Annotated in this window: 1 pseudogene; it reads right to left on the bottom strand. The window is 58.1% G+C overall.

What is annotated here, in order from left to right:
* A pseudogene (locus ACXJ7R_RS35205) lies at nt 1-691 on the bottom strand (AAA family ATPase); the annotation flags it as partial.
* Nucleotides 692-739 lie beyond the last annotated feature (48 nt).

Genomic DNA, 739 nt, shown 5'->3' with positions numbered 1-739 from the left:
CCGTCAGATAGTCTTGGCACAGTGCCGCAATCGCTGGATCGAAGCGTTGCTTACGCGCATTGAAGGCGCTCAAGTCGCTGGTCAGCGCCGGAATCTCGTCTGCCCCAGCCCTTTCGCGGACGATCTGTAGCGCGGGGTTGCAGGCTTCGAGCCGCGTTGACAATACACCAATGTCTGCGAGCCGCTTGCGATATGCGTGAATTGCATCAATCGCCTCTTGGCCCAAAGACATGGGTTCAAGCGGCGAAACAGCCTTTGCACGCAGGTGCCCGMGAACAGCCTCACGAGCGGCAGTCCATTCGCGTGAGATCGCAGCGGTATCGACTCTTATTTCCGGAACATCGGCAAACTCCTTCCAAAACTCGCAGTTCTGCGCTGCGGTTCTAATAGCGCGTTCAAAAGCAGCTGGAATATCTCCACCGTGTGCGTCGCGAACAGCGAGCCCGGTCTCTCGAATGGCGCGTTTCAATGCATCGTACTCGGCGCTGAAATAGCCTTGATAGTGCGCGATGATCGGCGAGTTCTGCAGTCCCTGCATACAGAACGGACACGCGTCGCCTTCCCGCCCCTCGGAAGCTGCACTGATAAGCTCCATTCCTTCGGCCACCCAGTTTTCCCCGGCTCGTCCGAGGCGCTTCAAATGCTCTCGCACCCGCGTTGCAGCCTGCGCCTCAAGATTGGCCAGCGTCATTCCGAGAATCTGTTGGACGACGGCGGTGTCAAAATCAGGTAGTGCGAA

It is taken from the genome of Mesorhizobium sp. P5_C1 (assembly GCF_054049815.1).
The sequence above is the reverse complement of the archived record's forward strand: the minus strand, read 5'-3'. Positions and strand labels throughout refer to the sequence as shown.